Origin of the sequence: Hydrogenophaga sp. RAC07 (genome assembly GCF_001713375.1) — a bacterium.
Lineage (GTDB): Bacteria > Pseudomonadota > Gammaproteobacteria > Burkholderiales > Burkholderiaceae_C > Hydrogenophaga.
Map to the genome: position 1 here is coordinate 1,252,778 of NZ_CP016449.1, position 23,849 is coordinate 1,276,626.

22 protein-coding genes and 1 tRNA gene are annotated in these 23,849 nt (G+C 65.8%); 11 read left to right on the top strand and 12 right to left on the bottom strand.

The genetic code is table 11. From position 1 onward, the window contains the following. The first annotated feature begins 86 nt into the window (after positions 1-86). The 3 genes from BSY239_RS05850 to BSY239_RS05860 all read left to right on the top strand — a co-directional run bounded on the left by BSY239_RS05850 (position 87) and on the right by BSY239_RS05860 (position 2,083). Positions 87-794 carry a CoA transferase subunit A gene (locus BSY239_RS05850; protein ID WP_069046021.1) on the top strand — a complete coding sequence of 236 codons (708 nt, stop codon included), beginning with the start codon at positions 87-89 and terminating at the stop codon, positions 792-794. Between the two features lies 1 nt (position 795). Next, positions 796-1,434: a 3-oxoacid CoA-transferase subunit B gene (locus tag BSY239_RS05855; protein ID WP_069046022.1), complete on the top strand. Its 639-nt coding sequence runs from the start codon at positions 796-798 to the stop codon at positions 1,432-1,434. 70 nt (positions 1,435-1,504) lie between these two features. Further along, positions 1,505-2,083: a TMEM165/GDT1 family protein gene (locus tag BSY239_RS05860; RefSeq protein ID WP_069046023.1), complete on the top strand. Its 579-nt coding sequence runs from the start codon at positions 1,505-1,507 to the stop codon at positions 2,081-2,083. A gap of 60 nt (positions 2,084-2,143) precedes the next feature. Here BSY239_RS05860 and BSY239_RS05865 read toward each other — a convergent pair. Beyond that, positions 2,144-2,217 (bottom strand) — tRNA-Gly (locus BSY239_RS05865). Positions 2,218-2,422: 205 nt separating this feature from the next. On the opposite strand from BSY239_RS05865, the gene BSY239_RS05870 reads away from it, so the two are divergent. Continuing rightward, entirely contained in the window at positions 2,423-3,130 is a 708-nt protein-coding gene (locus BSY239_RS05870; protein WP_156775421.1) for a PEP-CTERM sorting domain-containing protein, read from the top strand. 67 nt (positions 3,131-3,197) lie between these two features. Here the strand turns inward: BSY239_RS05870 and BSY239_RS05875 are convergent, their stop codons facing one another. Beyond that, positions 3,198-4,688 carry an NAD-dependent succinate-semialdehyde dehydrogenase gene (locus BSY239_RS05875; protein ID WP_069046025.1) on the bottom strand — a complete coding sequence of 497 codons (1,491 nt, stop codon included), beginning with the start codon at positions 4,686-4,688 and terminating at the stop codon, positions 3,198-3,200. A gap of 227 nt (positions 4,689-4,915) precedes the next feature. Here BSY239_RS05875 and alaS point away from each other — a divergent pair, with 227 nt between their 5' ends. Further along, complete coding sequence (gene alaS, locus BSY239_RS05880; protein WP_069048808.1) at positions 4,916-7,549, top strand: alanine--tRNA ligase; 2,634 nt, start codon at positions 4,916-4,918, stop codon at positions 7,547-7,549. A gap of 10 nt (positions 7,550-7,559) precedes the next feature. Here alaS and BSY239_RS05885 read toward each other — a convergent pair whose 3' ends face one another. From BSY239_RS05885 to BSY239_RS05900, 4 genes are read right to left on the bottom strand one after another with little or no spacing between them, the layout of a single operon-like run. After that, positions 7,560-8,765 carry a CaiB/BaiF CoA transferase family protein gene (locus tag BSY239_RS05885; protein ID WP_257784873.1) on the bottom strand — a complete coding sequence of 402 codons (1,206 nt, stop codon included), beginning with the start codon at positions 8,763-8,765 and terminating at the stop codon, positions 7,560-7,562. Then, the gene (locus BSY239_RS05890) at positions 8,762-9,541 is read right to left on the bottom strand and encodes an enoyl-CoA hydratase/isomerase family protein (protein ID WP_069046026.1); all 780 of its coding nucleotides are present in this window, start codon (positions 9,539-9,541) and stop codon (positions 8,762-8,764) included. Before BSY239_RS05890 ends, BSY239_RS05885 begins: the two co-directional genes overlap by 4 nt. Positions 9,542-9,551: 10 nt before the next feature. Then, entirely contained in the window at positions 9,552-10,529 is a 978-nt protein-coding gene (locus BSY239_RS05895; protein ID WP_069046027.1) for a Bug family tripartite tricarboxylate transporter substrate binding protein, read from the bottom strand. Between the two features lie 48 nt (positions 10,530-10,577). Continuing rightward, on the bottom strand, positions 10,578-11,813 hold the full coding sequence (locus BSY239_RS05900; RefSeq protein ID WP_069046028.1) for a pyridoxal-phosphate-dependent aminotransferase family protein: 1,236 nt from the start codon (positions 11,811-11,813) through the stop codon (positions 10,578-10,580). Positions 11,814-11,920: 107 nt separating this feature from the next. Between BSY239_RS05900 and BSY239_RS05905 the strand changes: the two genes are divergently transcribed. Both BSY239_RS05905 and BSY239_RS05910 read left to right on the top strand, forming a co-directional pair. After that, complete coding sequence (locus tag BSY239_RS05905) at positions 11,921-12,622, top strand: GntR family transcriptional regulator (RefSeq protein WP_069046029.1); 702 nt, start codon at positions 11,921-11,923, stop codon at positions 12,620-12,622. Between the two features lie 44 nt (positions 12,623-12,666). Next, the gene (locus tag BSY239_RS05910) at positions 12,667-15,735 is read left to right on the top strand and encodes an FAD-binding and (Fe-S)-binding domain-containing protein (RefSeq protein ID WP_069048810.1); all 3,069 of its coding nucleotides are present in this window, start codon (positions 12,667-12,669) and stop codon (positions 15,733-15,735) included. Positions 15,736-15,812: 77 nt separating this feature from the next. On the opposite strand, the gene BSY239_RS05915 is transcribed toward BSY239_RS05910, so the two are convergent. The 6 genes from BSY239_RS05915 to BSY239_RS05940 form a co-directional block, all read right to left on the bottom strand. Beyond that, positions 15,813-16,181: an RNA recognition motif domain-containing protein gene (locus tag BSY239_RS05915; protein WP_069046030.1), complete on the bottom strand. Its 369-nt coding sequence runs from the start codon at positions 16,179-16,181 to the stop codon at positions 15,813-15,815. A gap of 195 nt (positions 16,182-16,376) precedes the next feature. Beyond that, complete coding sequence (locus BSY239_RS05920) at positions 16,377-17,309, bottom strand: pseudouridine synthase (protein WP_069046031.1); 933 nt, start codon at positions 17,307-17,309, stop codon at positions 16,377-16,379. Positions 17,310-17,326: 17 nt separating this feature from the next. Continuing rightward, on the bottom strand, positions 17,327-18,055 hold the full coding sequence (trmB, locus tag BSY239_RS05925; RefSeq protein WP_069046032.1) for a tRNA (guanosine(46)-N7)-methyltransferase TrmB: 729 nt from the start codon (positions 18,053-18,055) through the stop codon (positions 17,327-17,329). A 31-nt stretch (positions 18,056-18,086) separates the two neighbouring features. Then, a complete protein-coding gene (gene gluQRS, locus BSY239_RS05930; protein ID WP_069046033.1) occupies positions 18,087-18,959 on the bottom strand; it encodes a tRNA glutamyl-Q(34) synthetase GluQRS in 873 nt (290 codons plus the stop codon). 60 nt (positions 18,960-19,019) lie between these two features. Continuing rightward, entirely contained in the window at positions 19,020-20,120 is a 1,101-nt protein-coding gene (locus BSY239_RS05935) for an NAD(P)/FAD-dependent oxidoreductase (protein ID WP_069046034.1), read from the bottom strand. A gap of 95 nt (positions 20,121-20,215) precedes the next feature. Further along, complete coding sequence (locus BSY239_RS05940) at positions 20,216-21,163, bottom strand: LysR family transcriptional regulator (RefSeq protein ID WP_069046035.1); 948 nt, start codon at positions 21,161-21,163, stop codon at positions 20,216-20,218. A gap of 151 nt (positions 21,164-21,314) precedes the next feature. Between BSY239_RS05940 and BSY239_RS05945 the strand changes: the two genes are divergently transcribed. The 4 genes from BSY239_RS05945 (at position 21,315) to BSY239_RS05960 (ending at position 23,841) form a co-directional block, all read left to right on the top strand. Then, positions 21,315-22,016: a pirin family protein gene (locus BSY239_RS05945; RefSeq protein ID WP_069046036.1), complete on the top strand. Its 702-nt coding sequence runs from the start codon at positions 21,315-21,317 to the stop codon at positions 22,014-22,016. A 37-nt stretch (positions 22,017-22,053) separates the two neighbouring features. Continuing rightward, complete coding sequence (locus BSY239_RS05950; RefSeq protein WP_069046037.1) at positions 22,054-22,461, top strand: DoxX family protein; 408 nt, start codon at positions 22,054-22,056, stop codon at positions 22,459-22,461. A gap of 72 nt (positions 22,462-22,533) precedes the next feature. Continuing rightward, positions 22,534-23,088: a flavodoxin family protein gene (locus tag BSY239_RS05955; RefSeq protein WP_069046038.1), complete on the top strand. Its 555-nt coding sequence runs from the start codon at positions 22,534-22,536 to the stop codon at positions 23,086-23,088. 39 nt (positions 23,089-23,127) lie between these two features. Continuing rightward, positions 23,128-23,841, top strand: coding sequence for a DUF599 domain-containing protein (locus BSY239_RS05960; RefSeq protein WP_069046039.1), 714 nt, complete (start codon positions 23,128-23,130; stop codon positions 23,839-23,841). Positions 23,842-23,849: the final 8 nt, after the last annotated feature.

The window sequence follows — 23,849 nt, forward strand, 5'->3', positions numbered from 1 at the left end:
GGTGAGGGTTTTGCTTTACGAGTTACTACGTATGCCGTTACGTAGTATCGTACCGGCTCCCTTGCTTCAACCCAGGAGACAGCAACGTGAACAAGATTTTCCCGAGCGCGGCCGACGCGCTCAAAGACATCGTCGCCGACGGCCAGTTGTTCGCCGTGGGCGGCTTCGGGCTCTGCGGCATTCCCGAAGCCCTCATCGACGCGCTGCGCGACAGCGGCAAGAAGAACCTCACCGTGATCTCGAACAACGCGGGCGTGGACGGCTTTGGCCTGGGCAAGCTGCTGGAAACGCGGCAGATCACCAAGATGATTTCAAGCTATGTGGGCGAGAACAAGGAGTTCGAGCGCCAGTACCTCGCCGGTGAACTGCAGCTCGAGTTCACGCCGCAGGGCACGCTGGCCGAGAAGCTGCGCGCCGGCGGCGCCGGCATTCCGGCTTTCTTCACCAAAACCGGCGTGGGCACCATGGTGGCCGAAGGCAAGGAACTGCGCGAGTTCGATGGCGAAACCTATGTGATGGAGCGCGCACTCGTGCCCGACGTCTCGTTGGTGAAAGCCTGGCGTGCCGACACCTCGGGCAACCTGCAGTTCCGCTTCACCGCGCGCAACTTCAACCCCGCGGTGGCCATGGCCGGCAAGATCTGCGTGGTCGAGGTCGAGGAGATCGTGGAGAAGGGCGCCATCGCCCCCGACCAGGTTCACCTGCCCGGCATCTATGTGCACCGCCTGGTGCTCAACGCCACGCCCGAGAAGCGCATCGAAAAACGAACCATCACCGACAAGGCGGGAGTCTGATATGCCCTGGAACCAAGACCAGATGGCTGCGCGCGCAGCCCACGAACTCGAAGACGGTTTTTACGTGAACCTGGGCATCGGCATTCCCACGCTGGTGGCCAACTTCGTGCCCGCCGACAAAGAGGTGTGGCTGCAGAGCGAGAACGGCATGCTGGGCATCGGCCCGTTTCCCACCGAGGACGAGGTGGACGCCGACCTCATCAACGCCGGCAAACAGACCGTGACCACCATCGCCGGCTCCAGCATCTTCGGCAGCCACGACAGCTTCGCCATGATCCGCGGCGGCAAGATCAACCTGAGCATCCTGGGCGCCATGCAGGTGAGCGCCAAGGGCGACCTGGCCAACTGGATGATCCCCGGCAAGATGGTCAAGGGCATGGGCGGTGCCATGGACCTGGTGGCGGGCGTCAAGCGCGTGATCATCCTCATGGAGCACGTGGCCAAGAAGAAAGACGGCACCGAAGACCTGAAGATCCTTGACCAGTGCACCTTGCCACTCACCGGCGTGGGCGTGGTCAACCGCATCATCACCGACCTCGGCGTGATGGACGTGACACCGCAAGGCCTGAAGCTCGTGGAACTGGCCCCGGGCGTCACGCGCGAGTTCATCCAGTCCAAGACCGGACCCACGCTGCTCTGACGGCTAGAATTCCGGCAGCCCAACGCCCGCCACGAGCGGGCGTTTTCTTTGTCAGCAACAAGATCCCCTTTTGGAAGCTTTCCTCATCTCCACGGGCATCGTCGCCCTCGCCGAAATGGGCGACAAGACGCAATTGCTGGCCCTCGTGCTGGCCGCGCGTTTCAAACGCCCCTGGCCCATCGTCTGGGGCATCCTCGCCGCCACCTTGCTCAACCACGCCCTGGCCGGCCTGGCAGGCGCCTGGATCATGGCCGCGGTCGGGCCCGACGTGATGCGCTGGGTCTTGGGCGTGTCCTTCATCGCCATGGCGCTGTGGATGCTGATCCCCGACAAGCTCGACGACGACAACGCCGTGCCCCAGCGTCGGATGGGTGTGTTCTTCATCACCACCTGGGCTTTCTTTCTGGCCGAGATGGGCGACAAGACACAGATTGCCACCGTGGCTCTGGGAGCCCAGTACGAACCTCTCTACGCCGTGGTGCTGGGCACCACCGCCGGCATGATGCTGGCCAACGCGCCGGTGGTGTTCTTTGGCGATGCCATCACGCGCCAGGTGCCTATCAAGCTGGTGCACGCCATAGCTGCCCTTATCTTTGTGATGCTCGGTGTGCTCACGCTGCTCGGTGTCGGAAAATCTTTCATGGCTTGACTGCCGCTGAAAGCCAGCCCAACCAACAAAAAGGCCCCGAATGGGGCCTTTTTGTTTACATGGAGCGGGTGAAGGGAATCGAACCCTCGTATGAAGCTTGGGAAGCTGCCGTTCTGCCATTGAACTACACCCGCGAGGGGGTGGAGTTTACGCGAAGCAGGCGGTCAAACGTGTCGGGTTTCTTGACAAGGCCCGTGCCTCAAAAAGCTGATCGACAATTCAATTGCGCACAAGTGTTTGTTTTTTCTGCGCTTTTTGAAGCTGGCAAGGAATGTGCTGTTTGTCACGCGTCAAGCCGAACCGGTCCAGTCCCGGACCGCAACTTCTAAGGAGAACGCTATGACACTTCTGAAAAAATCAGTCGCGGCCTGTGCGGTTGCGTTGGCGGGGTTGGCGGCGACGTCCAGTCATGCGGCCCTCACCTTTGGCAGTATTCCCGACGGGGCCGTGAACGAGTTCCTCAGCACCAACTTTGGCGGGGGCGCAGTCGGACCGGTGGAAGGCTGGTACGGCGCGCAGCTCTACTTGAGCGGCGGCCCTTTGCAGATCACGGTTGACTATTTTGGTGCCGAAGCGGGATTCCGAAATTCATTCTCGGGCTTCGGAGGCGCTTGCAGCTTCAACCATGGCGGAGGCACCACGTTCAACGCTTTGGGAAATCCCCTGCAGACTTGCGTCGTCAACAACGTGGCTTCAGGCCTGCTGGACTTCGGTTTCATATCCGGCCTGCCTGGCATTGCAGACAATGGCTCCAACCCCGACAACTCGCTGGGCGCCACACCGAACTTCTTCGTTTCATTGACCAGCACGGCAGGCCTTGGAGGGCTGGACAACAATGGCGATCTTTCCACGGCTGGTAGCGGGACCATTGCCTGGTTGTTCCTGGACGACGGAGGTGCGGGGGACGACGACAATCATGACGACATGGTGGTCCGCCTGAGCATCACAGGCGGAAGTATTGGCATTCCTGAGCCAGGGACCGTCGCCTTGCTCGGCGCGGCGCTTCTCGGTATGGGCGCTGTGCGTCGCCGTCGTGCGCTCAAATAAACAGAAGCAGGCATCGCCAATGAAAAGGAGCGCACCGCGCTCCTTTTTTTCTGCCCGCTTCAAAACCTCACTTCAAGATGTCCCCCACGCACAGGTACTTGATCTCCACATAGTCGTCCATGCCGTGGTGCGAGCCCTCACGGCCCAGGCCCGACTGCTTCACGCCGCCGAACGGCACGTGCTCGGTCGCCAGGATGCCCACGTTGATGCCGACCATGCCGTACTCCAGCGCTTCGCTCACGCGGAAGATGCGGCCCACGTCGCGGCTGTAGAAGTAGCTGGCCAGACCAAACTCGGTGTTGTTGGCCGCATCGATGGCTTCCTGCTCGGTGTGGAACTTGAACACCGGGGCGAAGGGGCCGAAGGTTTCTTCTTTGGCGCACAGCATGTCGGCGGTTGCGTCGGCCACCACGGTGGCCTCGAAGAACTGGCCGCTGCCGATGTTCGTCAATCGCTTGCCGCCGGTCATCACGCGTGCGCCCTTGGCCACGGCATCGTCCACATGCCGCTGCACCTTCACCAGTGCCGCTTCTTCGATCAGCGGCCCTTGGTTCACGCCGTCCTCGAAGCCGTTGCCGACCTTGGTGGTCTTCACCTTGGCAGAGAACTTCTCCACGAAGCTGTCGTACACGCCGGCCTGCACGTAGATGCGGTTGGAGCAGACGCAGGTCTGGCCGGCGTTGCGGTACTTGCTGGCGAAGGCGCCCTCCACGGCGCTGTCGACGTCGGCATCGTCGAACACGATGAAGGGCGCGTTGCCGCCGAGCTCGAGCGACATTTTCTTGACCGTGGGCGCGCACTGCGCCATGAGGATGCGGCCGACTTCGGTGGAGCCGGTGAAGCTGATGTGGCGCACCACGTCGCTTTCGCACAGCACCTTGCCCACGGCGATGCTGTTGTCGGCGTCGGCGCAGAGCATGTTGAGCACACCGGCCGGAATACCGGCGCGGATGGCCAGCTCGGCCGCGGCCAGCGCGGTCAGCGGCGTGAGCTCGGCGGGTTTGATGATCACCGGGCAGCCGGCGGCGAGCGCGGGCGCGACCTTGCGCGTGATCATGGCCAGCGGGAAGTTCCACGGTGTGATGGCCGCGCACACGCCGATGGGTTGTTTGAGCACGATCAGGCGCCGGTTGTTGTCAAAGGTGGGCAAGGTCTCGCCGTTGACGCGCTTGGCCTCTTCGGCGAACCACTCCACGAAGCTCGCGCCGTAGGCGATCTCGCCCTTGGCCTCGGCGAACGGCTTGCCCTGCTCGGCGGTGAGGATGCGCCCCAGGTCTTCCTGGTTGGCCATCAACAGGTCGAACCACTTGCGCAAGATGATGCTTCGCTCCTTGGCGGTCTTGGCTTTCCACGCGGGCCAGGCGGCGTTGGCCGCAGCAATGGCGGCCTCTGCGTCCTTGGGGCCGAGGTTGGCCACGTCGGCGAGCTTGAGGCCGGTGGCCGGGTCGAGCACGTCGAAGCGGCTGGCACCCGCGACCCACTGGCCGTTGACCAGTCCGTCGGTCTTGAGCAGGGTGGGGTCTTTCAACAGGGCGAGTGGGGAAGTCTTCATGTCCATGGGGAGTCTCCGGTGTTCGGTGCGCGCCAGGGTGGCAGGGCAGCCAGAAAGCATAGTCCTTTGACCCTCGGCGTGCAGTACCGCTGGCGACCTTGACCCCCGGTCCACCCGGGCAACAACGCCGCGAAAGCCCGCTTTGAGGCGAGCGGTCCGCCATGTTGGAAAATACGGGGTTTCGCGCGCCCGTGCGGCAGCCGTTTCCCTCGACCGAAAACCACAAGGCCACCATGACCCGCCCCGCCACTGCAGTTGTTTCCGTTGCCGACATCCGCAAGAGCTTCCTGGACTTCTTCGCCTCCAAGGGCCACACCGTGGTCGCGTCCAGCTCGCTGGTGCCGGGCAACGACCCCACGCTCATGTTCACCAACTCGGGCATGGTCCAGTTCAAGGACGTGTTCCTCGGCACCGACAAGCGCCCCTATGTGCGCGCGGCCTCGGTGCAGGCCTGCCTGCGCGCCGGCGGCAAACACAACGACCTGGAAAACGTGGGCTACACCGCGCGCCACCACACCTTTTTCGAGATGCTGGGCAACTGGTCGTTTGGTGACTACTTCAAGCGCGAAAGCCTGAAGTGGGCCTGGGAGTTGCTGACCGAGGTCTACAAACTGCCGAAAGAGCGCTTGCTGGCCACGGTGTACGAAGAGGACGACGAGGCCTACGACATCTGGACCAAGGAGATCGGCCTGCCGCCCGAGCGCGTGATCCGCATTGGCGACAACAAGGGCGGGCGTTACAAGAGCGACAACTTCTGGATGATGGCCGACACCGGCCCGTGCGGCCCGTGCTCCGAGATCTTCTACGACCACGGCGACCACATTCCCGGCGGCCCCCCGGGCAGCCCCGATGAAGACGGCGACCGCTTCATCGAGATCTGGAACAACGTGTTCATGCAGTTCAACATGGACGAGACCGGCGCCGTGACGCCGCTGCCCGCGCCCTGCGTGGACACCGGCATGGGTCTGGAGCGCCTGGCCGCGATCCTGCAGCACGTGCACAGCAACTACGAGATCGACATCTTCGATGCGCTCATCAAGGCCGCCGGCCGCGAGACCGGCACGACCGACCTGAGCAACCCATCGCTGAAAGTGATCGCCGACCACATCCGCGCCACCTCGTTCCTCATCAGCGACGGCGTGATCCCGAGCAACGAGGGCCGCGGCTACGTGCAGCGCCGCATCGTGCGCCGCGCCATCCGCCACGGCTACAAGCTGGGCCAGAAGACGCCGTTCTTCCACAAGATGGTGCCCGACCTGGTGCGCATGATGGGTGAGGCGTATCCGAACCTCGCGAAGCAGGCGGATCGCATCACCGAGGTGCTGCGGGTGGAGGAAGAGCGCTTTTACGAAACGCTGGCCAACGGCATGGAGATCCTCGATGCGGCCTTGGCCGATGGGGCCAAGGTGCTGCCCGGCGATGTGGCCTTCAAGTTGCACGACACCTACGGCTTCCCGCTCGACCTTTCTGCCGACGTGTGCCGCGAGCGTGGTCTGAGCGTTGACGAAGCCGGTTTCCACGCCGCCATGGAAGCGCAAAAGGCCAAGGGCCGCGCGGCCGGCAAGTTCAAGATGGACAAGGCGCTCGACTACACCGGCGCCGGCAACACCTTTGTGGGTTACGAGCAGCTGGACGCCTCCGCGAAGATCGTGGCGCTGTACCTGGATGGCACGCCGGTGGCCGAGCTCAAGACCGGTCAACAGGGCGTGGTGGTGCTCGACAGCACGCCGTTTTACGCCGAGAGCGGCGGCCAGGTGGGCGACGAAGGCGTGATCACCAGCGGCTCGGCGCGCTTCGATGTGGGCGACACGCAGAAGATCAAGTCCGACGTGTTCGGTCACCACGGCACCGTGGTGCAGGGCACCATCAGCGTGGGCGACAGCGCAGCGGCCCAGGTGAACACGGCGGTGCGCGCCGCCACCGTGCGCAACCACTCTGTGACCCACCTGATGCACAAGGCCCTGCGCGAGGTGCTGGGCGATCACGTGCAGCAAAAAGGCAGCCTGGTCGATGCCGACAAGACGCGCTTCGACTTCACACACAACGCGCCGGTCACGGACGCGCAGATCCGCAAGATCGAACAGCTCGTGAACGCCGAGATCGTGACCAACGCGCCGACGCAGGCACGTGTGATGGACATCGAGTCGGCGCAGAAGACCGGCGCCATGATGCTGTTTGGCGAGAAGTACGGCGAGTCGGTCCGGGTGCTCGACATCGGCTCCAGCCGCGAACTTTGCGGCGGCACGCACGTGAAGGCCACGGGCGACATCGGCTTCTTCACCATCACCGCCGAGGGCGGTGTGGCGGCGGGCGTGCGCCGGGTGGAAGCGGTGACAGGCCTGAATGCGCTGGCCTATGTGCAGGGCATGGAAGAGACGCTGGGTGGCGTGGCCGGCACGCTCAAGGTCACGCCGGGCGAAGTGCCTGCGCGCGTGGGTGCGCTGCTGGAGCAGATGCGCGATCTCGAGAAGGACATGAACGCGCTCAAGAGCCGCCTGGCCTCGGCCCAGGGCGACGAGCTGGTGAACCAGGCGGTGGACGTCAAGGGCATCAAGGTGCTGGCGGCGGTGTTGACCGGCGCAGACGCCAAGGGCCTGCGCGAAACCATGGACAAGCTCAAGGACAAGCTCAAGACCGCCGCCATCGTGCTGGCCGCCGTGGACGGCAACAAGGTGCAGATCGCCGCCGGCGTCACCGCCGACAGCACGGGCAAGGTCAAGGCCGGTGAACTGGTGAACTTTGTGGCCCAGCAGGTGGGCGGCAAGGGCGGCGGCAAGGCCGACATGGCCATGGCCGGCGGCACCGATGCGTCGGGTCTGGATGCCGCGCTCAAGTCGGTGCAGGCCTGGGTCGCCGAGCGGGCCTGAGCCTGCCGGTTCAGGCTTCTGCGACCACGCCTTCGGCCACGAGGGCGTCGATCTCCGCCTCCGGCAGATCGAATTCACGCAGCACCTCGCGCGTGTGCTGGCCCAGCAGCGGCGCGGGTGTGCTGCTGCGGTCGGGCGAGGCCGAGAAATGGATGGGGCAGCCGATGGCCCGCGTGGCCCCGGCTTGCGGATGCTCCACCTCCACGACCATGCCGCGCGCCAGCGTCTGCGGGTGGCTCAGCGCTTCGCCGATGGTGTGCACCGGCCCGGCCGGCACACCCGCTGCGTCAAATGCGGCCTGCCATTCGCCGCGTGTGCGCGTGCGAACCACGGCGTTCATCAGCTCCACCAACACATCCAGATGGGCCATGCGGTCGCGGTTGGTGGCAAAGCGCTCGTCGCCTTTCCACGCGGGATTCCCCAGCACGTCGCAGATGCGTTCCCAGTTGGCCTGGTTGGCGCCACCGATGTTGATCCAGCCGTCGCTGGCTTCAAACGCCTGGTAGGGCGCGGTGAGGATGTGGGCCGAGCCGGTGGGCTCGGGTGAGCGCTGCGTGGCGAACCACACCGCCGCGTGCCAGTAGGTCTGCTGCAGGGCCGCGTCGCTCAGCGACGTGTCCACCACCTGGCCTTCGCCGGTCTTGAGCTTGTGGATGTAGGCGGCCAGGATGCCGAGTGCCGCGAGGATGCCGGCGTTCATGTCCGACACCGCGCTGCCACTCTTGGCCGGCGGGCGGCCCGCTTCGCCGGTGATGGACATCAGGCCCGCGAAGCCTTGCGCGATGAGGTCGAAGCCGCCCTTGTCGGCGTACGGCCCGCTGCGCCCGTAGCCGGTGATGGCGCAGTAGATCAGGCCCGGGTTCACGGCCTTCAGTGCCTCGTAGCCCAAACCCAGTTTGTCCATGGTGCCGCCGCGAAAATTTTCCACCAGCACGTCGGCGCTCTTCGCCATTTTCAAGAGCAGTGCGCGGCCCTTGGGGCTCTTGAGGTTGAGGGCCAGGCCGCGCTTGTTGCGGTTCATCATCATGAAAGGCGCCGAGACGCCGCCCACCTGCGGATCGCGGTAGCCGCGCGCGTCATCGCCGCCGGGAATCTTTTCAATCTTGATCACGTCGGCACCCATGTCGGCCAGCAGCAGGCCGCAGGTGGGGCCCGACATGATCTGGGTGACTTCGAGCACGCGCAGGCCCGCGAGCGGACCGGTGGATGGTTTCACTGGCCACTCCAGATGGGGGGTCGTTTGGCCACGAAAGCGGCCACGCCTTCGTGGAAGTCGTCGCTGCCGTAGGCCATGCGGATCAGGTCTTCGGAAGCGGCCAGGTCGTGTGTCACCAGCCGCTCCAGCGCAGCCTTGCTCACGCTCTGCGTCACCGGGGCCAGCGCAACCAGCCGCTGCACGAGCGCAGTGGTGGCCTGGTCGATGGCTTCGGGCGCCTCGACGGCGTGCAGGAAGCCGCAGGCCAGCGATTCCTCGGCGGGGATGAAGTCGGCCAGCATCAGCATGCGCTTCACGCGCTGCTGCCCGAAGGCCGCGCTCAGCCGCGCCACGTTCTGGATCGACAGGCAATTGCCCAGCGTCTTCGCGATCGGCACGCCGAACTTCGAGCCCGGCGTGGCCAGGCGGAAATCGCATGCGGTGGCAATGGCGAGGCCGCCACCCACGCACCAGCCCTCGACCACGGCCACGGTGGGCATGGGCAGGTTGCACATCAATTCGATGCCTGCCTCGATCTGGCGTTCGTAGGCCACGCCGTCTTCGCCGGTCTGGAAGGCCGCGAACTGCTCGATGTCGGTGCCGGCCACGAAGGCCTGCCCACCGGCACCGCGGAACACCGCCACCCGCACGCTGCGGTCCGTGCTCAACTCGCGGTTGATGGCCGCGAGCTGTTCGTACATGGCCCAGGTCATCGCGTTGCGCGCCTGGGGTCGGTCAAACAGCACCGAGGCCACGCCGGCCTCGATCTGCAGGCGCACTTGGCCCTGGTCGGTCATGCGTCGTCGCTCAGCTGTCGATGGTGACTTTGGCGTCCTTGATCACCTTGGACCACTTCACCTGCTCGGTGCGGATGAAGTCGGCGAACTGCTGAGCCGAGCCGCCGCCGTCTTCGGCGCCGTACTGGTCCAGCTTCTCTTTGATGTCGGGCATGGCGAGCACCTTGTTGATGTCTTCGTTCATGCGCTGCGCAATGGCCGGCGGCATCTTGCCCGGGCCCACCAGGCCGTACCAGGTGGTGGCCTCGAAGCCGGGAAAGCCGGACTCGGCCATGGTCGGCACGGTCGGGTGGCCCGAGGCGCGTTTGGCGCGGGTCTGTGCAATCGCGCGTACCTTGCCGCTTTTGACGTGCGGAGTCGCTGCCGTCATGGTGTCGAACGAGTAGCCGATCTGCCCGCCCATGAGGTCAGCGAGCATGGGGCCGGAGCCACGGTAAGGGATGTGCAACGCGAACACGCCGGCAGCGAGCTTGAAAGATTCCAGCGCGAGGTGTTGGGCCGAGCCCTGGCCGGCCGAACCGAAGGTGACCTTGCCGGGGTTGGCCTTGCACTGCGCCACGAGTTCGGCCACGGTTTTGGCGGGTTGGTCCAGGTTGCTGACCAGCAGGTTGGGCGTGACGCCCACCAGGGTCAGCGGCGTGAAGTCGCGTTCCACCACGTAGCCCAGCTTGGGCATCAGGCCGGGCGCCAGCGCGTGGCTGTTGATGTGGGCCATGAGGAGGGTGTTGCCGTCGGGCGGCGCCTTGGCCACCAGGTCGGCAGCGATCACGCCCGACGCACCGGCCCGGTTTTCCACCACCACCGTGAGGTTCCACATGGCCTGCAGCTTCTGGCCCACCAGGCGGGCCAGCGCATCGGTGCCGCCGCCGGGTGCGAAGCCCACGATGATGCGCACCGGACCAACGGGCAGGGTCTGGGCTCTCAGCATGGGCGCGGCCAGGGTGGCTGCGGTGGCCGCCGTGGCGGTGACGAAGGTTCTGCGTTGCATGGTGTCTCCTGGGGGTCGTGTGGTGGTGGAACGCGGGGGAAATCGATCTCAGGCGGCCTTGCGCAGCGGCACGGCGGCGGGGTGGCTGGCGTAGTAGTCCATGAGGGTCTGCACGCCCGAGCCGGCGAGCTTCACGCCAGCCAGCTTCAGGCCCATTTCGCAGCCCGCCACGGCGGCGATCAGCGTGAGGTCGTTGGTGTCGCCCAGGTGGCCGATGCGGAACATGCGGCCCTTGATCTTGCCCAGGCCGGTGCCCAGCGAACAGTCGAAGCGTTCGTAAATGATCTTGCGCACCGCGTCGGCGTCCACGCCCTCGGGCGTCATCACACCGGTGAGGATGGGCGAGTGCACGCCGTTCTCGGCGCACTGGATCGGCAGGCCCCAGGTTTGCACCGCAGCGCGCACGCCGTCGGCCCAGCGCTGGTGGCGCGCGAACACCACGTCCAACCCCTGACCCAGGATCATGTCGGCCGCTTCGCTCAGCGCGTAGAGCAGGTTGGTGTTGGGCGTTGACGGCCAGTAGCCGGTCTTGTTCATCTCGATGATTTCGTCCCAGGCCCAGAAGGCCTTGGGCAGCTTGGCGGTCTTGCTGGCTTCGATGGCTTTGGGCGAGAGCGCATTGAAGCTGATGCCGGGCGGCAGCATCAGGCCTTTTTGCGAGCCGCTGATGGAGACGTCCACGCCCCACGCGTCGTGGCAATACTCCGCACTGGCGAGGCCCGAGATGGTGTCCACCAGCAGCAGGGCGGGGTGTCTGGCCGCGTCGATCGCCTTGCGCACCGCGGCGATGTTGCTGGTCACGCCGGTGGAGGTTTCGTTGTGCACCACGCACACCGCCTTGATGCTGTGGCCGCTGTCGACCTTCAGGCGCTCTTCGATCAGGTCGGCCTGCACGCCGTGGCGCCAGCTCGCGGGCACGCCGTTGTCGGTGCCGCTCAAGGCCAGCACCTCGGCTTTCAGACCCAGGCGCGTGGCCAGCTTGTTCCACAGGAAGGCGAAATGCCCGGTCTCGTACATCAGCACGTGGTCGCCCGGGCTCAGCGTGTTGGCCAGCGCGGCTTCCCAGGCGCCGGTGCCCGAGGCCGGGTAAATCATCACCGGGTGTTTGGTCTGGAAGATCTTTTGCATGTCGGCCAGCACCTTCAGACCCAGCACGGCGAACTCCGGGCCACGGTGGTCGATGGTGGGCAGGCTCATGGCGCGCAGCACGCGGTCGGGCACGGGCGAGGGGCCCGGAATCTGCAAGAAGTGGCGGCCGGTGGGGTGGAAGTCGGTGGTCAGCATGGCAATGTGTGGTTGGATGGCAGACGCATTTTTTGCATACAAATTGAATCTGTCAATCGGACCAGCCCTAAAATGCCTAAAAACAGCCCAACTTTTGAATACAAAACATGACGGCCCAGATTTTCAACATGCCCCCCGCCGCCTTGCACGAGCAGGCCACCCAGCGTTTGCGCCAGATGCTGGTGGAAGGGCAGATCGCCCCCGGCGCCAAGCTGAATGAGCGCGAACTCTGCGAACAACTCAAGGTGTCCCGCACGCCTTTGCGCGAAGCCATCAAGACCCTGGCCGCCGAGGGCCTGGTGGAGTTGGTGCCCAACCGCGGCGCGGTGGCCGTGCAGCTCAGCGAGACCGACGTCCACAACACCTTCGAGGTGATGGCCGGACTGGAAGCCGCCTCGGGGCAACTGGCCGCGCAGCGCGTGACCGACGCTGAACTCGCCGAGATCAAGGCCCTGCACTACGAGATGATGGCCGCCTACACGCGGCGCGATCTCTCGGCCTATTACCCGCTCAATGCAGCGATCCACCGGGCCATCAACGCCGCCGCCCGCAACCCCGTGCTCACCAGCACCTACAACCAGGTCAACGCGCGCCTGCAGGCGCTGCGCTTTCGCTCCAACCAGGACGGCGAGAAATGGAGCCGCGCAGTGAAGGAACACGAAGCCATGATCCAGGCGCTGGAAGCTCGCGACCCGGTGGCGCTGGCCAATGTGCTCACAACCCATCTCAACAACAAGCGCGACGTGGTCATCGAGCAGTTGCGCTCGATGGAAGTGCAGACCATGCAGCAGCAGGGAGCCAAAGAATGAACGCACCCTTGCCCCTGGCGGTGACACGAGAAAAATCTTCGTCGATGCAGGCGGACGCGGCGTACGAACGCGTGGCCGGGATCGGCAACGAAGTGGCTGGCCAGCTGGCGCGCCGCTTGACGCAGGAGACGCAGGGCGAGGTGCTGTTCAGCCCCGCCGACCGTGGCCGCTACGCCACCGACGCGTCCATCTACCAGCAGGTGCCGGTGGGCGTGTTCGTGCCGCAAGACGCGGACGACGTGCGCCTGGCGCTCGACATCTGCCGCGATCTCGCCGTGCCCATCGTGCCGCGCGGCGGCGGCACCAGCCAGTGTGGACAGACCGTGGGCGCGGGCCTGGTGATCGACCACAGCAAACACATGCGCCGCGTGCTCGACGTGAATGTGGACGAGCGCACCGCCACGGTGGAGCCCGGCCTGGTGCTCGATCACCTCAATGCGCAGCTCAAGCCCCACGGCCTTTGGTACCCGGTGGACGTGTCCACCAGTGCGCAGGCCACGCTGGGCGGCATGGCCGGCAACAACTCCTGCGGCAGCCGCTCCGTGGCCTACGGCAACATGGTGCACAACGTGCTGGGCGCACAAGCCTGGCTGGCCGACGGCAGCCTGGTCGACTTCGGCGACCACGCCACCGCCAGCCCGCAAGCCAAAGGCATTGGCGACTTCGTGCGCGATCTGGCCCTGGAGCACGCTGAGGAGATCGACGCGCGCTGGCCCAAGGTGCTGCGCCGCGTGGCCGGCTACAACCTCGACATCTTCCGCAACCAGAACGAAAAGCCGTACACCCACGACGGCTCGGTGAACCTGTCGCACCTGCTCATTGGCAGCGAGGGCACGCTGGCGCTCACGCGTTCGCTCAAGCTGCAGTTGCGCGAACTGCCGCGCGCCAAGGTGCTGGGCGTGGTGAACTTCCCCACCTTCTTCCAGGCGATGGACAGTGCGCAGCACATCGTCAAGCTGGGTGAAGGCATGGCCGTGGGCCAGCTCACGGCGGTGGAGCTGGTCGACCGCACCATGATCGAGCTCTCGCTCAAGAACCCGGCGTTCGCGCCCACCATCCGCACCGCGCTCTCGCCGCACATCAACGGAGGCAAGCCCGCTGCGGTCTTGCTGGTGGAATTCAGCGGCCCGAGCAAGGCCGACATCGCACACAAGATCCGCGAGCTGGTGGAGCTCATGGGCGAGCTCGGTCTGCCCGGCAGCGTGGTGGAGATGGTGGAGGACGCGCCGCAGAAAAACCTGTGGGAAGTGCGCAAGGCCGGCCTGAACATCATGATGAGCCTGCGGGGCGACGGCAAACCGGTGAGCTTCATCGAAGACTGCGCGGTGCCGCTGGTCCACCTGGCCGAGTACACCGACGCGCTCACCGAGGTGTTCCACAAACACGGCAGCCGGGGCACCTGGTACGCCCACGCCTCGGTGGGCACGCTGCACGTGCGCCCGATTCTCGACATGCGCCGCGAGGGTGCCAACAAGATGCGCGCGATCGCCGAAGAGGCGAGCGAACTCGTGCGCAAGTACAAGGGCGCATTCAGCGGCGAGCACGGCGACGGCCTGTGCCGCGGCGAGTGGATCGAATGGCAGTTCGGCCCGCGCATCAACGACGCGTTTGCCCGCATCAAGCAGCACCTCGACCCCACCGGGCTGCTCTCGCCCAACCGCATGATCAACCCGCCGAAGATGGACGACACGCGGCTCATGCGGTTTCCACCGAGCTACAAGGTGGTGCCCATCCAGCCCGTGCTCGACTGGAGCGCGTGGGACGTGAAAGCCGACCCGGTGACCGAAGTGACCACCGCGCCCGGCACCGGCGAAGACCCGGCGCGCGGCCTGGCCAAAGCGGTGGAGATGTGCAACAACAACGGTCACTGCCGCAAGTTCGACGCCGGCACCATGTGCCCGAGCTACCGCGTCACCCGCGACGAACAGCACCTCACGCGCGGCCGCGCCAACACCTTGCGCCTGGCCCTCAGCGGCCAGATCCCGGGGCTGGCGGGCAGCGACGCGCTCACCAGCGAGGTGGTGCGCGAGGCCATGGACCTCTGCGTGGGTTGCAAGGGCTGCAAGCGCGACTGCCCCACCGGCGTGGACATGGCCAAGATGAAGGTCGAGTTCCTGCAGCACTACAAGGCGAAACACGGCCACACGCTCAAGGACCGTTTGGTCGCGCAGTTGCCCGACTACGCGGCCTGGGCAGCGCGGCTGGCACCGGTGCTCAACCTGTGCAACCGTGTGCCGCTGCTGGCCTCACTGTCAGAGAAATGGCTGGGCCTGTCGGCTCGCCGCAGCCTGCCGGAGTGGAGCGCCCGCCATTTTTTCAACACGCCCCTCAAGACCGCAACACGCGACGAGGTGCTGGCCGCCGAACGCGGCGTGGTGCTCTTCGTCGACACCTTCAACGGCTACTTCGAGTCGGAAAACGCGCACGCGGCGGTGAAGGTGCTGCAAGCCGCCGGCTACACCGTGCACGTGGCGACCAAGGCCCAGGACGACGGCAAGCACCTCTGCTGTGGCCGCACCTATCTGGCCAGCGGCATGGTGGAGCAGGCGAAAGAAAAAGCACGCGAGGTCGTGCAGAGCCTGCTGCCGTTTGCACACAAGGGCATCGCCATCGTGGGCCTGGAGCCTTCGTGCCTGCTCACGCTGCGCGACGAGATGCTCGTGATGGGCCTGGGCTCGGCGCCGCAACAAATTGCCGAGCACGCCCTGCTGTTCGAAGAGTTCCTGGCGCGCGAGGTCAAAGCCGGCCGGCTCGACGGCTTGAAGGCCCGGCTCAAGGCCGTGGACCAACCGGTGCTGCTGCACGGCCACTGCCACCAGAAAGCGTTCGACGCCGTCTCACCGATCCTGGAGGTGTTGCGCTGGATTCCGGGCGCCAAGCCGCAGCTGATCGAGAGCAGCTGCTGCGGCATGGCCGGCAGCTTCGGCTATGAGGCCTCGCACTTTGAGGTGTCGATGCAGATGGCCGAACTCAGCCTGCTGCCGGCGGTGCGCGCCGAACCTGGCGCCATCGTGGTGGCCGACGGCACCAGCTGCCGCCACCAGATCGCCGATGGCGCGCAGCGCGAAGCGGTGCATGTGAGCCGCCTGCTGGCGGGCTTGCTGAAAGATTGACAGGACAAAAACGAAAAGGCCCCGGAGCCTGAGCTCCGGGGCCTTTTCAGATCTTGTCAGCGCAGGGCTGACAGGGATCAGTAACCGCCGCGACCGCCGCCGCCGCCACCGTAGCCGCCACCGCCGGAGCGATCGCCACCACCGTAGCCGCCGCCACCACCACCACCGCCGTAGCCGCCGGTGCGGGGAGGACGTGCCTCCATCGGACGGGCTTCGTTCACGGTGATGCTGCGGCCGCCCAGGGACTGGCCGTTCATGCCGGAGATGGCTGCTTGCGCTTCGGCGTCATTGCCCATTTCGACAAAGCCGAAACCCTTGGAGCGACCGGTGTCGCGTTCCATCATGACTTTGGCGCTGTTGACAGAGCCGAATTCGCTGAAAGACTGTTGCAGGTCTTCGTCGCGAACGGTGTACGGCAGGTTGCCGACGTAAAGTTTGTTGCCCATGAGGACTCCTCAAAATAACTGAAAACAAAAGCGATGGGGTCCCGAAAGCACAACTAACTCTAAAAGTACCGCCGTAGCGCGCGAAACTGACCGATCACCTGACTTGTAAGCGCGATTGGACGCGCGAACGTGTTGATTATGCGCTACGGCAGCCATGTCCCCTTGTCCGCGTATTCCCGAAGGCTTTTGCAGCCGTCAGGCTGGAGGCCAATCGATCGCGCGTTGGCTCTCGAAAGTCCGGGGCAAGCCGGTGACAGGGTCGTCAAAAGCGATGCTGCGCGCCAGCAGGCGCAGCGGTTCGGCGAAGTCTTCAGCGTCATCGGGACCGCGCAAGACCGTGGGATAAAACTGGTCGCCCACGATGGGCGCGCCCAGCGCGTTCATGTGCACGCGCAACTGGTGGCGTTTGCCCGAGAGGGGCGAGAGCCGGTAGCGTGCCCAGTCACCGCGCACTTCACACAGCTCGATGTGGGTCTCGCTGTTGGGCTCGCCTGCTGACTCGACCATGCGAAAGAAGCTGCCGCTGTCTTCGTCGATGCGGCTGCGCCGCGTGAGTGGCCAGTTGAATTCGGGGCGGTGGGGCGCGATCGCTTCGTAGACCTTGTGCACCGCGCGCTCGCGAAACAGGGCCTGGTAGGCGTTGCGGTCCTGCGGCCGAAGGCTGAACAGCACGAGCCCGGCGGTTTCGCGGTCGATGCGGTGGATGGGGCTGAGCGTGTCGATACCGGTGCGGCGCTTCAGGCGCACCAGCAGGCTTTGCTGCACGTAGCGCCCGCCCGGCGTGACCGGCAAAAAATGCGGCTTGTCGGCCACCAGCAGGTGTTCGTCCTGGAACAGCACCGCTTCTTCAAACGGGATGTCGGGTTCGTCGTCCAGGTGGCGGTAGTAGTGGATGCGCGTCCCGGGCTGGAAGGGAGCCCCGGGCGGCAGCGGCTGGCCGCTGTCGTCCAGCACCTCGCCGCGCGCCAGGCGCTGCTCCCAGGCAGCCCGGTCTACGACGTTGAGGCGTTCTGCGAGGAAGTCCAGCAGCAGCGGCCAGGCCGCCGATGACCCGTGGGGCAGGGCGACACAACTGGCGGACACGCCATCGCGCGCGGGAATGTGCGGACTCTTCGGCGGACGGGCCACGGCGGGACGCTCGGGCCTCAGACCCGGCGGAACACCAGGTCCCACACCCCGTGGCCCAGCTTCAAGCCCCGGTTCTCGAACTTGGTGAGGGGGCGGTACGCGGGCTGAGGAACGTAGCCGGTGCCGCCGGGCTCGGCCGTGTTCTGCAGCAGCGGTTCGGCGCTCAGCACTTCCAGCATCTGCTGGGCGTACGGCTCCCAGTCGGTGGCCAGGTGCAGGTAGCCGCCGGGCTTGAGGTGGCGCGCCAGGCGGTTCACGAACGCTGGCTGGATCAGGCGGCGCTTGTGGTGGCGGCTTTTGTGCCAGGGATCGGGAAAAAAGATGTGCACGCCGTCCAGGCTGGATTCGCCGAGCATGTGGTCCAGAACCTCCACCGCGTCGTGGCGCAGGATGCGGATGTTCTCCAGACCTTGTTCACCCACCAGTTTGAGCAGCGCACCGACGCCGGGCTCGTGGACTTCGCAGCACAGGAAGTTGTCGCCAGGTCGCACGCCGGCAATGTGGGCGGTGGCGCCGCCCATGCCGAAGCCGATTTCCAGGATCAACGGTGCGGCGCGACCAAAGGCCGCGGTGGCGTCAAAAGCGCCGGGCACGTAGTTCAACAGGAAGCGTGGACCGTGCTGCTCGTAGGCCCGTGCCTGCCCGGGTCCCATGCGGCCAGCGCGCAACACATAGCTCTTCACCTCGCGCAGGTAGGGCGCGTCGCTGGCAGGGGGGCGTGGGTGCGCGTGGCGGGGATCGGTCATGGGGCGGGTTCGGTCGACAAAGGCGTAAATTCTAGGCCGGCCACACTTCGGCCCAAGCGGTGAGGGCCTGCGACACGCTGCCGGTCTGCGGCGGTAGTCCCAGGGCGTGTGCCGCAGCGTTCAGTGCGATCAGCGGATCGCCCAGGTCCAGCGGCTCGGCGCCGTTTTGCTTGCTGAGTTTTTCGCCGTTGGCTCCCAGCACCAGCGGGGTGTGCAGGTAGGCCGGCGTGGTCAGACCGAGCGCTTGTTGCAGCAGGAGCTGGCGCGCCGTGTTGTCGGTCAGGTCTTCGCCGCGGACCACGTGGGTGATGCCTTGCGCAGCGTCGTCCACCACCACGGCGAGCTGGTAGGCCCAGAGTCCATCGGCGCGTTGGAGGATGAAGTCGCCGACTTCGGTGGCCACGTTCTGGGTTTGTGGTCCCAGGCGGCGGTCGGTCCAGTTCACGTCAACGGGTGCCGGAATCTGGAAGCGCCAGGCGCGCGCGGGTTTGCCATGCAGGCCGCCGTTCTCCGGTCGGCAGGTGCCGGGATAAACGGCGATGTGGTGGCGTTCGCGGCTCACACCTTGGGCTTGCAGGGCGGCTTCAACGTCTTTGCGCGAGCAGCCGCAGGGGTAGGCGTGGCCTTGGTCGATGAGCCGGTCCAGCGCCTGCTGGTACCGATCGCCGCGCTGCGACTGCCAGAGCACAGGCTCGTCACTCACGAGGCCGCAGGTGGCGAGTTGCTGCAGGATGAGTCGATCGGCGCCGGGCACGCAGCGCGGCGTGTCCACGTCTTCGATGCGCACCAGCCAGGCGCCGCCGTGGGCACGTGCGTCCAACCAGCTGGCCAGTGCGGCCACGAGCGAGCCCGCGTGCAGCGGGCCAGTGGGGGAGGGGGCAAACCTGCCCCGGTAGGTGGCCATCTGGGCGGGGCTTCGATCCTTCGACAGGCTCAGGATGAGCAGACGCAGGATGGCAGGACTTCAGGCGAGCTCGAGCGCCATTTCGAGGCCGGAGACAAACGCGTCTTCAACCCGGTGGCCCAGGCACCAGTCGCCACAGGCGCCGATGCCCAGCGCCTTGTCGAACAGGTGGCTCTTGCCCAGCGGGGTTTGCGTTTGCGCAAAGCGCCAGCGGTGCGCCACGGCGAAGGTGGGTGTGGCGCGGATGCCGGTGATCTCGGCAAAGCCCTTGAGCAGCTTGGCCTTGACGCGCTCGGCGTCGTCTTCCAGGTGTTTGGTCGACCAGGCCGGGCTGGCCTGGATGGTCCAGCGCTCGATCGGGTCGCGCCCGGGCTTGCTCGACTCGCGCGCCAGCCAGCTGATGCGGTGGTGCGTGCTGCGCGCGGCGTTCCACTGCGGACCCAGGTGGGGCAGGCCGGGCTGCATGGCCTGGGGGTACGCCACCATCAGCGTCCAGCAGGGCGCCACGTGCACGGGCGCCAGCGCCTGGCGCAGTTCGGGTGCCAGGCCCGAGGCGCGCAGCAGGTCGTGCACCTGTGGGTGCGGCATGGCCAGCACCACGCGGTCAAAACCACCCACGACTTGTTGGCCACCGGCGCTGTCTTCGGTGCGCAACTGCCACTGGTCAGGGTGCAGGGCGTCGCGCTCGATCTGGGTCACGCGGGTGTCGAGCAGGGTGTTGGACGCCAGGGGTTGGCCCCACAAACCCACCAGCGCGTTCATGCCGGGCGAGGCCACGAAATGCGGTTCGGTGGGAGGTGGTGCGCTGGCCAGCACGTGGCCGAATTCGTCGAGCACGCGCACGGTGCTGGCGCTCCAGGGGCGCACGACCGACGTGGCATTGCTGCGCAGTGCGGTTTCGAAGCGCTTGTCGCGCACGGTGAAATACTGCGAGCCATGGTCGAAGCCGCCGAACTCGGTGCGCCGGGTCGACATGCGACCACCGAGGCCGCGGCTCTTCTCGAACAGCGTGACGCGGTGACCGGCCTGCACCAGCGTGCGTGCACACACCACACCCGCCATGCCGGCGCCCACCACGGCGATGTGCAGACCCGCCGGCTTTGTGGTCCTGGATTTGGAGGAGACGGCTTTGGAGGCGCGGGTCTTGGGAGATGTGGTCATGTCTCGGGGCGCTTTCTTGGTGACGCTTGATCGGGTGGGGTGGGGAGTGCTGTTGACTGTAGCAGCCTGCCTGCCGAATGCGGGCAGCGGCTGGCTCATGTCTGGTGATGGTTGCTCAGCAGCGCCGCGCGTGTCTGCGGGCTTTGCAGGCGATCGAGCCACCAGCGCAGCGCACGACCCGTGTCGCCCGCAGTGCGGGGCAGGCGCCAGGCATAGGCCACGCGCAATGTGCGGTCGGGCCGCTGCACCTGTTTCACCACCAGCCGGCCGGCCGCGATGAAAGGCTGGGCCAGCGGCAGCGGCAGGAAACCGCTGCCCAGACCGCGCAGCTGTGCCTCGAGCTTGTGCTGCATGGTGGGCACGGTGAGCACGTCCTGCCCGGGCAGCAGGTTGTGGGTGACGCCGCGCCCGCGCTGCGCGCTGTCGGCCACGGCCACGGCGCGGTGTTCGCGCAGTTCTTCGTCGCACAGGCTGTGGCTCACCGACGCCAATGCGTGGTGCGGCGCCACCGCGTACACGAAGGTGATCGGGCCCAGTGGTGCCGCCTGGATCTCGGGCAACGAGAGGTCGCTGGGCACGCCCAGAGCCAGATCGGCCTGGCCCATTTGCAGAGCCTCCACCGTGCCCGACAGCGTCTCGGCGCGCAGCTTCAGTCGCGTGGGTGCACCTTCGGCGTAAAAGGCCTCGCAAAGCTCGAACAGCGTGGCGCGCGCGATGATCGCGTCGGCCGCGATGGTGAGCTGCGGCTCCCAACCCGTGGCCACGCGTTTGACGCGCTGCGCCACCGCGTCGAGCTCGTTGAGCAGGTACTGGCCCGAGCGCAGCAGCTCGGCGCCGGCGGGCGTGAGCACGGCGCGGCGCGCGCTGCGGTCGAACAGCAGCACGTCCAGCGCGTCTTCCACCTGGCGGATGCGGTAGGTGAGCGCGCTGGGAACCATGCCGACTTCGCGCGCTGCGGCGGCCATGCTGCCCAGCCGCGCCACCGCCTCCAGCAGGCCCAGGTTTTCAGGGGACAAGGCGGCGCGCGGGGTGGAATTGGCCATGCTGGTGTGGGATTCGACTGTTCAAACGGTTTGAATGATGCCATCAAATCCGTGCAGTCTCAAAGGCCGTTCGCCCACCCACAATCCACCCCATGCCAACGAAATCCACCCGGTCTCAGTGGCGCCACTCCCAGACGGAAAGGAACTCACCATGCTCCAGATTCGACGCTCCGACGCCCGCGGTTTTGCCGACCACGGCTGGCTCAAGAGCTTTCATTCGTTCTCGTTCGCCGACTACTTCGACCCGGCCTGGATGGGCTGGGGCAACCTGCGCGTGATCAACGAAGACCGCATCGCCCCGGGCACCGGCTTCGGCACGCACGGCCACCGCGACATGGAAATCATCAGCTACGTGCTGCAGGGCAACCTGGCGCACAAGGACAGCATGGGCAACGTCAAGGGCATCCCGCCGGGCGACGTGCAGCGCATGAGCGCAGGCAGCGGCGTGCGCCACAGCGAGTTCAACCACGCACCCAACAGCACCACCCACTTTCTGCAGATCTGGATCGAGCCCAACGTGACGGGCATCGAGCCGGGCTACGAGCAGAAGAGCTTTGGCGACGACCAGAAACGCGGCAAGTTGCGACTGGTGGCGTCCAACGGCGGCACGCAAGGTTCGGTGCACATCAACGCCGATGCGGCGATGTACGCCGGTTTGTTTGACGGTGCCGAGTCGGCCGAGCTGGCGCTGAACCCGGCGCGCAAGACCTATGTGCACCTGGTGCGCGGCTCGCTCGATGTGAATGGCGAAACGCTCAAGGGCGGTGACGCCGCGGTGCTGGCGGCCGAAAGCCAGCTTCAACTGGCCAACGGCAAGGACGCCGAAGTGCTGGTGTTCGATCTGGCCGCCTGATTTTTTCAACCCTGTTTTTTGACCCCAAGGACTTTTCATGAACGCACTTCAAAACCCCTTCGCCCTGCTGGCCCGCCTGTTGCTCGCAGCCCTCTTTCTGCCCGCGGGCATCAGCAAGATCGGCGGTTTCGCTGGTACGGCCGGCTACATCGGCTCAGTGGGCCTGCCCATGCCCGAGCTGGGCGCTGCCATCGCCATCGCGGTCGAGGTGCTCGGCGGCATCGCGCTGATCATTGGTTTCGGTACCCGTTGGGCGGCGCTGGCGCTGGCGCTGTTCACGCTGGTGGCTTCGTTCTTCTTCCACGCCTACTGGGCCCTGCCCGCCGAGCAGCAAATGATGCAGCAGCTGATGTTCATGAAGAACATCGGTGTGGTCGGTGGTCTGCTGGCATTGGCCGCATTCGGCGCCGGTGCATTCAGCCTGGACGCCCGCCGCAAGGCCTGAAACGCACAGAATCCCGCCATTCCTTCAACCCGCGCCCGACTTGCAGACGGCGCTCCATCTGAAAGCTATCCCATGACCCAAGTTGTTGTTGTGTACCACTCCGGCTACGGCCACACCCAGCGCATGGCGCAATCGGTGGCCGAGGGCGCTGGTGCCGAGCTGCTCGCCATCGATGCCGAAGGCAACCTGCCCGAAGGCGGCTGGGAAGCCCTGGCCGCGGCCGACGCGATCATCATGGGCTCACCGACCTACATGGGTACCGTGAGTTGGCAGTTCAAGAAATTTGCCGATGCCTCCAGCAAGCCCTGGTTCAGCCAGCAGTGGAAAGACAAGATCTTTGCGGGCTTCACCAACAGCGCCACCATGAACGGCGACAAGCTGTCTACGTTGCACTACCTGTTCACCCTGGCCATGCAGCACAGCGGCATCTGGGTCGGCACCGGCCTGATGCCTGCCAACAGCAAGGCCGCGCAGCGCAACGACGTGAACTACGTGGGCTCCTTCAGCGGCGCCATGGCACAGAGCCCGTCGGATGCGGGCGCGAACGAAATGCTGCCGGGTGACCTGGAGACGGCTCGTTTGTTCGGTGAGCGCGTGGCTGCGACGGCAGCCAAATTCAAGGCCTGATGGCCTGATCCAGGGCTCCTGCGGCGTAACATCCGCTGCATGAAATTCCTGAGCATCATCCCTTGGGCAGACTGGCTGGCGCTGGTCTGCTTTTTTGTCTTGTGGTCCGGCTACGCATGGTTCGCACGTGTGTGGGGGCGCAAGGTCGGCTCGCTCATTCAGACGACCAACCGCTACCGTGGCTACTGGATGACGCAGGCCACAGCACGCGACCCGCGCGTGATCGACGGCGTGATCACGCAAACGCTGTCCACCACGCCGGCGTTTTTCTCGTCCACCTCCATCCTCGTCATCGGTGGTCTGTTTGCGCTGCTGGGCACCACCGACAAGGCCACCGAGCTGATGAGCGAGATCCCGTTCGCGCAAACGACCACGCTCATCGTCTTCGAGTTCAAGATCCTGGTGATGGTGGCGATCTTCGTGTACGCCTTCTTCCGCTTTTCCTGGTGCATGCGGCAGTACACCTTTGTGGCGCTGGTGATCGGCGCCATGCCCTCGCCCGACGACTTCGACTCCGGCAAGTTCGACCGCGAGCACTACGCCCGGCGCGCCGCCGCCATGGTGGGCGCTGCGGCGGAGACCTTCAACGACGGTCTGCGGGCTTACTACTTTTCGTTCGCAGCGTTGGCGTGGTTCGTGTCCCCGCTGTCGATGGTGTTGGCCACCTTGGCGGTGGTCGCCATTCTGTACATGCGCGAATTCCGCTCCGAGGTGTTGCACATCCTGAAAGAAGATGTGACACCGCTGCCTTGAGGCCGTGG

What these genes read in the sequence shown, in the direction of transcription:
- BSY239_RS05855 (WP_069046022.1), top strand. Translation starts at nt 796, where the DNA reads ATGCCCTGGAACCAAGACCAGATGGCTGCGCGCGCAGCCCACGAACTC.
- BSY239_RS05955 (WP_069046038.1), top strand. Translation starts at nt 22,534, where the DNA reads ATGACCCAAGTTGTTGTTGTGTACCACTCCGGCTACGGCCACACCCAG.
- BSY239_RS05870 (WP_156775421.1), top strand. Translation starts at nt 2,423, where the DNA reads ATGACACTTCTGAAAAAATCAGTCGCGGCCTGTGCGGTTGCGTTGGCG.
- BSY239_RS05900 (WP_069046028.1), bottom strand. Translation starts at nt 11,813, where the DNA reads ATGCTGACCACCGACTTCCACCCCACCGGCCGCCACTTCTTGCAGATT.
- BSY239_RS05950 (WP_069046037.1), top strand. Translation starts at nt 22,054, where the DNA reads ATGAACGCACTTCAAAACCCCTTCGCCCTGCTGGCCCGCCTGTTGCTC.
- alaS (WP_069048808.1), top strand. Translation starts at nt 4,916, where the DNA reads ATGACCCGCCCCGCCACTGCAGTTGTTTCCGTTGCCGACATCCGCAAG.
- BSY239_RS05895 (WP_069046027.1), bottom strand. Translation starts at nt 10,529, where the DNA reads ATGCAACGCAGAACCTTCGTCACCGCCACGGCGGCCACCGCAGCCACC.
- BSY239_RS05935 (WP_069046034.1), bottom strand. Translation starts at nt 20,120, where the DNA reads ATGACCACATCTCCCAAGACCCGCGCCTCCAAAGCCGTCTCCTCCAAA.
- BSY239_RS05915 (WP_069046030.1), bottom strand. Translation starts at nt 16,181, where the DNA reads ATGGGCAACAAACTTTACGTCGGCAACCTGCCGTACACCGTTCGCGAC.
- BSY239_RS05905 (WP_069046029.1), top strand. Translation starts at nt 11,921, where the DNA reads ATGACGGCCCAGATTTTCAACATGCCCCCCGCCGCCTTGCACGAGCAG.
- BSY239_RS05890 (WP_069046026.1), bottom strand. Translation starts at nt 9,541, where the DNA reads ATGACCGACCAGGGCCAAGTGCGCCTGCAGATCGAGGCCGGCGTGGCC.
- BSY239_RS05945 (WP_069046036.1), top strand. Translation starts at nt 21,315, where the DNA reads ATGCTCCAGATTCGACGCTCCGACGCCCGCGGTTTTGCCGACCACGGC.
- gluQRS (WP_069046033.1), bottom strand. Translation starts at nt 18,959, where the DNA reads ATGGCCACCTACCGGGGCAGGTTTGCCCCCTCCCCCACTGGCCCGCTG.
- BSY239_RS05875 (WP_069046025.1), bottom strand. Translation starts at nt 4,688, where the DNA reads ATGGACATGAAGACTTCCCCACTCGCCCTGTTGAAAGACCCCACCCTG.
- BSY239_RS05960 (WP_069046039.1), top strand. Translation starts at nt 23,128, where the DNA reads ATGAAATTCCTGAGCATCATCCCTTGGGCAGACTGGCTGGCGCTGGTC.
- BSY239_RS05940 (WP_069046035.1), bottom strand. Translation starts at nt 21,163, where the DNA reads ATGGCCAATTCCACCCCGCGCGCCGCCTTGTCCCCTGAAAACCTGGGC.
- trmB (WP_069046032.1), bottom strand. Translation starts at nt 18,055, where the DNA reads ATGACCGATCCCCGCCACGCGCACCCACGCCCCCCTGCCAGCGACGCG.
- BSY239_RS05910 (WP_069048810.1), top strand. Translation starts at nt 12,667, where the DNA reads ATGCAGGCGGACGCGGCGTACGAACGCGTGGCCGGGATCGGCAACGAA.